Annotated in this window: 8 protein-coding genes; 2 read left to right on the top strand and 6 right to left on the bottom strand. The window is 43.8% G+C overall.

What is annotated here, in order from left to right:
* Together RWS39_RS07115 and RWS39_RS07110 are read left to right on the top strand one after the other, a co-directional pair.
* On the top strand, positions 1 to 980 hold a 980-nt coding region (locus RWS39_RS07115; protein ID WP_314481912.1), incomplete at its 5' end, for a GH32 C-terminal domain-containing protein.
* Positions 961 to 1,926: a LacI family DNA-binding transcriptional regulator gene (locus RWS39_RS07110; protein ID WP_314481909.1), complete on the top strand. Its 966-nt coding sequence runs from the start codon at positions 961 to 963 to the stop codon at positions 1,924 to 1,926. The genes RWS39_RS07115 and RWS39_RS07110, both read left to right, overlap by 20 nt.
* Positions 1,927 to 2,021: 95 nt before the next feature.
* Here the strand turns inward: RWS39_RS07110 and RWS39_RS07105 are convergent, their stop codons facing one another.
* From RWS39_RS07105 to RWS39_RS07080, 6 genes are all read right to left on the bottom strand, one after another.
* Positions 2,022 to 5,720, bottom strand: coding sequence for a pullulanase (locus RWS39_RS07105; protein ID WP_314481906.1), 3,699 nt, complete (start codon positions 5,718 to 5,720; stop codon positions 2,022 to 2,024).
* Between the two features lie 224 nt (positions 5,721 to 5,944).
* The gene (nusB, locus tag RWS39_RS07100) at positions 5,945 to 6,376 is read right to left on the bottom strand and encodes a transcription antitermination factor NusB (protein WP_002915907.1); all 432 of its coding nucleotides are present in this window, start codon (positions 6,374 to 6,376) and stop codon (positions 5,945 to 5,947) included.
* Positions 6,369 to 6,758 carry an Asp23/Gls24 family envelope stress response protein gene (locus tag RWS39_RS07095; RefSeq protein WP_314481902.1) on the bottom strand — a complete coding sequence of 130 codons (390 nt, stop codon included), beginning with the start codon at positions 6,756 to 6,758 and terminating at the stop codon, positions 6,369 to 6,371. Before RWS39_RS07095 ends, nusB begins: the two co-directional genes overlap by 8 nt.
* Positions 6,759 to 6,777: 19 nt before the next feature.
* Positions 6,778 to 7,338: an elongation factor P gene (gene efp / locus RWS39_RS07090; RefSeq protein ID WP_002896485.1), complete on the bottom strand. Its 561-nt coding sequence runs from the start codon at positions 7,336 to 7,338 to the stop codon at positions 6,778 to 6,780.
* 139 nt (positions 7,339 to 7,477) lie between these two features.
* Positions 7,478 to 8,581: an SPFH domain-containing protein gene (locus RWS39_RS07085; RefSeq protein WP_314481899.1), complete on the bottom strand. Its 1,104-nt coding sequence runs from the start codon at positions 8,579 to 8,581 to the stop codon at positions 7,478 to 7,480.
* Between the two features lie 8 nt (positions 8,582 to 8,589).
* Positions 8,590 to 9,579: a TIM44-like domain-containing protein gene (locus RWS39_RS07080; protein ID WP_390896049.1), complete on the bottom strand. Its 990-nt coding sequence runs from the start codon at positions 9,577 to 9,579 to the stop codon at positions 8,590 to 8,592.
* Positions 9,580 to 9,619: the final 40 nt, after the last annotated feature.

Raw genomic sequence — 9,619 nt, 5'->3', positions numbered from 1 at the left:
CTGAAGCGACCGACCACTTCCGCGATCCCCAGATTTTCAACTACAAAGGACAATTCTATGCCATTGTCGGTGGGCAAAATCTAAACAAACAAGGCTATGTCAAGCTGTACAAGGCAGTTGATAATGACTATACCAACTGGGAAGTCGTCGGCGATTTAGACTTCGCTAATGACAAGACAGCCTATATGATGGAGTGTCCTAACCTAGTCTTTATCAACGACCAACCAGTCTTGCTTTATTGCCCTCAAGGTTTGTCTAAGGATGTACAGGACTATGGCAACATTTACCCAAACATGTATAAAATAGGTCAATCGTTTGACACAAACAAAGCTGCTATGATTAATCCAAGTCCTATCCAAAATCTGGACTACGGTTTCGACTGCTACGCGACCCAAGCTTTTAACGCACCTGACGGTCGTGCACTCGCTGTCAGCTGGCTAGGCTTGCCTGATGTGGAATACCCATCTGACCGCTTCGACCATCAAGGAGCCTTCTCCCTCGTCAAGGAATTAAGTCTGAAAGACGGAAAACTCTACCAGTACCCAGTGCCTGCTATCAAGGATTTGCGAGCAGAGGAACAGCCTTTCGCTGCTTTGGCAGAAAGCAAGAACAGCTACGAACTAGATCTGAATCTCACTGCAGACACCGAGCATGAAATCGTCCTCTTTGCAGACAAGGATGGCAAGGGATTACGCATCAACTTCGACCTCAAGGCAGGGAAAGTGATTGTTGACCGCAGTCAGGCGGGTGAGCCATTCGCTCTGGACTTCGGAACCAGTCGAAGCTATAATATTGACAAAGAAGCCACAAGTGCTACTATCTTCATCGATAAATCGATTTTTGAAATTTTCATCAATAAAGGAGAGAAAGTATTTTCCGGCCGTGTCTTCCCGAGAGAAGACCAAACAGGTATTACCATTACCAAAGGCAATCCAACCGGTACTTACTATGAATTAGATTATGGTCGCAAAGCTAACTGATGTAGCAAAACTTGCAGGAGTCAGCCCCACAACTGTTTCCCGCGTCATCAACAGAAAAGGCTACTTATCTGACAAAACGATTTCCAAGGTTGAGGCAGCCATGAGAGAGTTGGCTTACAAGCCCAATAATCTGGCGCGCAGCCTCCAAGGTAAATCAGCCAAGCTAATTGGACTTATTTTCCCTAATATCAGCAATGTCTTTTATGCAGAATTGATTGACAAGCTGGAGCATGAGCTCTTTAAACAAGGCTATAAAACCATCATCTGCAATAGTGAGCATGACTCAGACAAGGAGCGTGAATACCTTGAGATGCTGGAAGCCAATCAGGTGGACGGCATCATTTCTGGCAGCCACAATCTAGGCATCGAGGACTACAATCGCGTGACCGCTCCAATCATTGCCTTTGACCGCAATCTTTCGCCGGATATCCCTGTCGTCTCCTCAGACAACTATGGTGGCGGAGTGTTGGCGGCCCAGACCTTAGTCAAGTCTGGAGCTCAAAACATCATCATGATTACTGGCAATGACAACTCTAATTCCCCGACTGGTCTGCGCCATGCTGGCTTTGCTTCCGTCCTGCCGGACGCACCAATTATCAATGTATCCAGTGATTTTTCTCCCGTCCGCAAGGAGATGGAAATCAAGCAAATTCTGACTCAGACCAAACCTGATGGCATTTTTACATCAGACGATCTGACAGCCATTTTAATTATGAAGGTCGCACAGGAGCTGAACATCCAGATCCCTGAAGATTTGAAAATCATTGGCTACGATGGCACCTACTTTGTGGAGAACTACTACCCACAGCTGGCAACGATCAAGCAGCCACTGAAAGATATCGCCCGTCTCTCTGTAGACCTACTCCTCAAAAAAATTGCCGGTCAAGAAGTCCAAACGACTGGCTATTTCCTGCCAGTCAGTCTCTTACCTGGTAAGAGTGTTTAACACAGATATAAGCAAGCAAAGACGACATCCATTATTGGAAGTCGTCTTTATTTAGCCATAGTCTAAAAAATTTCTCACAGGGCAATAATCAATTATTACTCTTTCTTTCTAAAGGTTAACAAACCGGCTAGAAAAGCAAGGAAGCCACCTAAAAGTGCCAGCAGGGAAGTGCTTGTTCCCGTTTTTGGCAAGTTTTTTTCTGTTTGGCTAGCCGCTTCTTTTACTGCTGAATCCTGAGGTTTTTGCCCATCCAAGGATAAAGCCTGAGGCTGAGCGTTGGCTGCAGAAGGGGCAGACAGCTGCTCTTTTTGAGCTACTGGAGCTTGAGATTTTTCTTCCTGAGCTGGGGTCACTTTTCGAAGTCGCAAAATAGTCGCTGTCAGCGGAGCTAGGGCTAAACCATTGCCGTTTCTGGTGACACCTACCGGGTCAGAAATGGCTGTCACTCCTGCGGTATTGCCGTCTGCCACAACCTCTGCACCTGCTAGATGCTTGTAGGCTTCACCAAAGTTGAATTGTCGTTCCTTGGTGTCCGAATTGACAAAGACCGCATAAATATCACCATTTGACGCAACTACTTGGTAACCGAGCACAAGGTCTTCTTTCTCAACACCATCCTTGCCAGGCTGGGTAATGAGGGTCACATTTTGCTCCACTTCATCTTTGGAACTGCGGGTAAAGGCATCCGTTGATTTCCGCAAGGCAATCAAGCCTTTCATATAGGCACGACTCTTGGCATTTTCAGGGAACTTCTCTGAATCAGTCGCCTTGGTCCAGTCAAAGTGGTTGACCGCGTCACTCGAATCATAAGAATCATGAATGAAGTACGGATAGTCAAACGGCGTGCCGTCTTCATTGGTCAACAAATGCGCTTTGTTTGGAACCTTGTCTTCTGAGACCGGATATTTATAATCGGGATCGCGGAATTGCTTGGTCCGGCCGTACTCTTGACCAGAGTGGATAAATGGTGTCCCTTGCGAAGTCAGAATCATCAGATTTCCCAAACGTAGGCGGCGATGAATCTCTTGATTATTGGCAGCCACTGCCGGATCTTTCTTGATCGACTGGGCAATGATATCAAAGAGCGTCAGATTATCATGGGCTGCGATGTATTGGATCACATCCCCTGGGCTATCCGCCTCAAAATTGGTTGGCTGCGCCTTGATGTTTTTAAAGACATTTTCCACACTGCGTTTGCCACCGGTGACAAAGGCTGGTGTCCCCTCATTTGGATAACCTGATTTTAAGGTATTGCGAATATCATCTGAGAAGACCGCTACCGTGTCTGTTGACTTCATCCAAGATTGGTCAGCAGGCTGGACAGCTTTATTTTCATCACCTGCATAAGTCTTCCAGCCCTCACCCAGCATAATGAGATTTGGATTGAGCTTTTTAGCTTCTTCAAAAGCTTTTTGAATGGACTCTGCATCATGGTCTCCCATCATATCAAAGCGGAAACCATCTACCTTGTACTGCTCTGTCAGATACTTGATCGAATCCACCAAGACCCGTCTGCTCATATAGTGAGTAGTCCCCAAGCGGCCGCCACCAAAGCTGGTTCTCGGTGTACCATCCGCGTCCATAAAGTGGTAGTAGTTGGGCTCCAAGTCCTCAAAGATAGAGGTCTTGGCTGTGTGATTATAGACCACATCCATGATAACGCCCATGCCACGCTTATGAATTTCATTGACAAGATTTTTGAATTCCTCAATGCGCTTAGCTGGGTCTGTCGGTGTGCTCGAATACATACCTGTCAGCGAGAAGTAGTTTTGCGGGTCATAGCCCCAGTTATAGTTGCTGTTGCTGGAAGCATACTTGTCCATGCGCTCAGCATTTTTCAGCTCATTTACAAAGTAATAACTCAGAACTGGCAAGAGCTGAACATGAGTCACTCCTAGTTCTTTCAAATAATCCAATTTCTCAATGAAAGCTGAGAAGGTTCCAAATTGAGATTTCAAATCCTTTGAAATAGCTGGATCTGAAGTGAAATCACGGACATGTGCCTCATAAATCAAGGCATCTTCCCGCTTCTTGAAGTTCGGAATAGTAGCATAGGTCAGATCTTTCGGTCCATATTCACTTGGATCTACAAAGGCTGCCTTGGCAATCTTGTAGGCATCCCCCTTATCCGCATCTTCACTGTTCCAAGCGGCTAAAGACTTGGCATAGGGGTCCAGTACAAGAACTTTTTTACCACCGCGAGCAATTTCATAATGATAGAAATACCCTCGATAGTCAGAAATCCCCAGACCGCTCTCAGGGGTCAAGCTGCTGGTCCATGTGCCAGACTCACCTTTCTGCATAGCCAGGCGACCAACAACCTTATTCTGATTTTCTTTGTCATAGACTACCAAATCGACTTGGTCCGCACTTGGTGACCAGAAAGTTAGGTCCACTTGTTCGCCCGCTTGAGAAACACGCGCTCCCAACTCACCATCATACTTATAAATACTATCCTTCAGCTGCCAGTTCATGCTGGTTTTGAATTGGTCATTGCCATATTTGATAAGATAAGGTGACTGGGCTTGGTTAAAATCACCGATGAATTTGGAACTTTTGGTCTTAGGATCCAGAACCACATCTTTAACAACGACTTCATGGCCATCTTTGTCCGTAATCTTTAAATTCTTTAAGATATCTTCTTTTTTAGCACTCTCTAAGGTAGAAAAGCTGGCTTCAATCTCAGTTAATCCTATATGCTGGGCTCCCGTCATACGAATATCATTGACAAAGTAAGGGTTGGTATAAACTGTCGGATCTGCATCACGCAAGAAAATCTGGCTGTTTTTCTCCAAATTAGCGAAATTATAATCCTGATTTTGAATCTTCACATCATCTCCTGATTTGCTTTCATCTAGAAGCAAAAAGCCAATCATCTTAGCAGCATCTTTCAAGGGAACATCTACATAGCGACCATATTTCCCAGTATTTTCAAAATCCACTCCGTCAGGCCAATTCTTGCTTGGATTTTGGACATCTCCCCAGAGCCAGAGCGACTTCTTATCATACTGGCCATCTGTACGATAGTAGTTGATTCGTACCATCCCTTTTTTCAAAGGCTCATAAGTATGAGGTTGATAGTCCGTGTCAAACCAAACCTCATTCATCTGAGGACTGAGCAGCTCGACCGTCTTGTCACCCGTAATATTCTGACCTGCTGTATTATTGATTAGAAGGCTGATTTTGCTTCTTTTCTCAGCCATCTTAACATCAAGATAATAACCGTAGTCATCTTCTTTAGCAGTCGCAAAACTAGTCGCTCCGGTCGGCCAAGCTCCCTTTTGACTAGAAGGTGTCTCAACATCATCCCAAGTCCACAGACCCAAACTGTCTAAATTTTGTGAGGGTAAGGTTTTGAAATGAAAGCGAATATTGCCTTCTTCGATAGCAACTTTCGCCGAAGCCTGCGGCTGACTAACTGGTTCTTGCTTGTCTTTTTCACTTGGATTTGCAGCTTCTTGATCAGCTGCTTCTGAACCCGCACTAGCTGGAGCTTGATCTGCTAGCACACCAGTTGGAGCAGCCTGCTCTGAAGCCCCCGCTCCTGAACTATCTGCCTCTCCAGTTTTTTCTTCATCTGCTGACTTAGGTAGGGCGGACGCATTTGCATCAGAGACTGCTTCTGTTGCAGGGCTGGTAGCTGTGCTCGCCTCATCCGCTCGGACTAATTGGGCGTTTCCCAATAGGAATCCTGAGGCAATGACAACAGAGGCTACTCCTACTTTTAAGCGACGAATGCCGAAATAATGACGCTTTTCGCCCATCCGAGACTGTAGGTGATAGTTATTTTTCATAAACAGAAAACTCCTTTATTTTTTCTTATAGAGAACATCTATGCAAACGTTTTCTGTATTTATTATACCGATTCTTCTTGAACTTGTAAAGGCTTTCAAGGAGAGTTTTTTCACTCAGATTTTTCATGCTCTCTGTGCGGATTTTGATGATTCGATAAGCTATTTGCGATTAAAACAACAATTGACAAGCAAAAAGGTCAAGACATTTGTCTCGACCTTCATTATTATTCAACGATAAATTGACTCAAAATCCCATTAATGAACTTACTGGACTTTTCGTCAGAGAATTGCTTGGAAAGCTCAATGGCTTCATTGACTGCTACCAGCTGTGGAGTGTCAAACTCTGTAATCTCAAAGATACCCAGACGCAGGATATTTTTCTCTACCAGCGTCAGACGATCCACTGTCCAGCCCTTTTTGAGGTGCTGGGCAATTTTCTTATCCAAGTCGTCCTTGGACTGGACCACACCAGAGACCAGATTGAGCAAGAAGGCCGGAATATCAGCTTCCGCCGCTTTGTCTGCCTCTTCGTCCTTATCATACGAATAGGCAAAGCGACAAGCTTCTACAAGATCCCCTTCATACTCTAGGCTCATCAGGGCCTGAAAAGCCCGCTGGCGCAGACCTCTTCTGGATTCCAACAGTATATCAGTCATTGAGGAAGTCCTCATCAAATAGATCTTTCAAGTCTGACTTCGGTGCCTTTTCTGGAACAATGCCTGCCACATGGATATTGACCGCAGACAGCTCTACCTCAGCCATATCAAAAACAGCGCTTTTTACAGCTTTCTGGATTGCTACTGCAACAGTTGGAACGCTGACACCATATTCCAAATACAGGTAGATATCTACAGTCACATCACCAGTCTCATCTGTATGGAGCGATACTCCACGACCGAGTGAGCGCATAGAAAGACTGTCTGACATACTCTTATTTGCGAAGGAATAAACACCTTCTACCTTTGCCGTTGCAATGGCAATGATTTTTTCCAAAACACGTGGCGCAATGACGATTTCACCTAATTGTTCAGCTGCCATAGTTATTACCTCTTCTATATTATGCGCGAGAAACGTAAGTTCCTTCTGCAGTATTGATGATTAATTTTTGTCCAACTTCGATGAAGTCTGGTACGTTGACAACAAGACCAGTCTCAAGTGTCGCTGGCTTACCAGATCCGGTAACAGTAGCTCCCTTAATAGATGGCTGCGTATCTGTCACGACCAATTCAACTGTTGTTGGTACTGTCACACCAATCACTTCTGTTCCGTAGAACTGGATTTTCACATCAGAGTTTTCAAGGATGAATTTCAATTCTTCTTCTACATTGACTACTGGAATTTCATATTGATCATATGTCTCAGTATTCATGAAATAAGCAGTGTCATCCATTTGGTACAAGTATTGAGCTGGAACAGTTTCAATAATGGCTTGTTCAAATTTTTCTTCTGGACGGTAGCTGGTATCAAAGGTAGAGCCCGTACGAACATCGCGCAGCTTCATACGCATAATCGTATTTCCCTTACCTGGTTTGTGGTGGCTCGCTTCCAAAACTCGGATGAGTTTTCCATCAGCTGTTTCGAAGGTCATTCCAGCTTTCAGCTTACTTGCTTCAATCATTCTATATTACCTCTTTTTAAAATTATATTTCTACTTATTCTATCATAAAGCCTGATAATTCTCAAATAACAATCAACTCCAATTGGTTGCAGCTACTAAATTTTCAGGCTTGATCACCATACCAAACAGTACACTTACCTCAGTCTACTGGAACGATATTTCCATCTTCATCTTTCTTGACATGGACATATTTCCCATCCACCTCAATATAAAACGTTTTTGCTTTGCCTTGAGAAGAAGATGCTTGTTGCTGAAGTTCTCCGCCTAGAGCTTGTCCAACATTCATGCCCATCAAAAGATTCATTCCGTTTCCGCCTTCGTTTTTAGCCGCAGCAACCAAGGCTTCATTACGCGCCCGGCGTTCTTCAATCTCAATCGTATTGTATTTCATAGCCGCTAACTCACTATCAAGCTTACGAACAGTCGCCATGCTATCTTCATCATAGCTTAAGTCTTCAAGGAGGACATTGGTTACTTCCAAGCCATATAAGCTCGTCCAAGTTTGATTGACCTCTTGTTTTGCTACTTCATTAAAGACTTCTTGATTAGCATTAAGGCTATAGATATCCACTTGGTTCTCAGCAGTATACTTTGCAATTGCTACCGCAATCTTTGGCGGCAGGTTTTGTCGCAAAGTCCCTTGGGCTACATCTTGCAAGGTAAATGGCTGTTCCGCTGTAATCTGACGACTTACAGAACTAATATAAAAGAGAACTGGGTCCGCAATTTTCACGTCATACAGACCATAAAAACGGATGCTTAACAGCTGTTGATAACGTTCGCTAAAGTACTCAACTGGATTTTGTGTACCAAATTTGCTCCCTGTAAAAGGCTGAGTTCGGAAATAAATGATTTCTTGCTGGGTCACAACTTGACCACCAAAGGAGAAACGATGCTTAAAGTTCTCCCAAGTTCCCTTGATACCTTCTTTTTCTAATAACCAAGTGTTGTCTCCAGCCTGCCATTCATGACTTCCCGGTTCTAAAACTTCTCCCAAGAAACTTCCATTGTTGACTAATAGAGCCACATATCCTTGTGGAACAATAACTAGCGAGCCATCCGTTAAAAGCCCAGTATTCTGATTACCATGACGAGATTGACCATCTGGATCTTTGGTCAAAATCCTCCCTTTGATTGCTAGTGCCGTTTCCGGAACAGATTCAGGCAAAACTACTGCTTCTTTAAATTGACTATCACGAAAACTGCTAATACCCCCAGAAAGGGCTGCTTTAATAAATCCCATCATTACTCCTATTTATAAAATTCAATTTCATCAACAACATCATAAGTATCCAGAACCCAGTCTTGAGCGGTTCGAATCAAGGAAGCCTGACAATACTCGCACTTACTACCAGAATCAATCGTCAGTGGCGCCCCACAATTAGGACAATGATTGCTGGATACATCGTCTTTCGCAATTCCTTCGGTCTGAGCTCCATGCACACGAATGAAGTTCATTCGATAAACTGTAAACAATTCTTTGCTTGGATTACCTTCAATAATCCGACCTGTTTCATCATCTTTAATATAGTCTCTCATAGTAGATGAAAGGATGACTTCTAATCTATCATGACCTTGTGGATTTGGATAAAAGTCTTTAATTTTAGAATCTTCTACACACACCCGTTCCAAGACATTGGTCGTTTTGGCTCGAATATGTTCCTGTAACTGCGTTCGGTGTTGTTCATATAAACTCGGACTTTCTAAATTACGAACAGAAGCCCAATCTTTTTCTGTCCATGCGGACTGAAGGTGAAGATAGACAGCTTTCGCTTGAGACAAGAAACTTTCTTCATCAAAATAAGGATCCAATTTTTTCAGTTCTCTAATTGCTTCTTGATTATTCTGAATCTGTCTTCCTACTCTCTCTTCTGTGGTCATTTCCACTTCATTGCTTGAATAGGTATCACCACCCATTCCCTTCACAATCCTAAAAAATATACCGCCAACTGCAACAATAGCCACGACACCTAGAGCCCCAGAAGATCCTAATCCTGCCCCAGACTCTGAGCTCGAACTGTAACTACTCGTTCCTCCTGACCGATTGCTCCCTCCTGACCAACTACTTCTTCCTGATCGATTGCTTCCTCCTGACCAGCTACTTCTTCCAGACCGATTACTTCCTCCAGATTTTCTGCTTCCGCCACTCTTAGAATTACCCACACCAGCATCAACTGTAGGAGCTAAAACCAATAGTAAAGCAAGAAGACTTGCAACAAACGCTAAATTACTTTTTTTCATAATCCTCTTTTCATCCTTATAAAAAATAATAGGGGTAAGA

The organism is Streptococcus cristatus (genome assembly GCF_963529205.1).
GTDB classification, from domain to species: domain Bacteria; phylum Bacillota; class Bacilli; order Lactobacillales; family Streptococcaceae; genus Streptococcus; species Streptococcus cristatus_O.
Note: the sequence above shows the minus strand (reverse complement) of the source record. Positions and strands in the feature narration are given on the sequence as shown.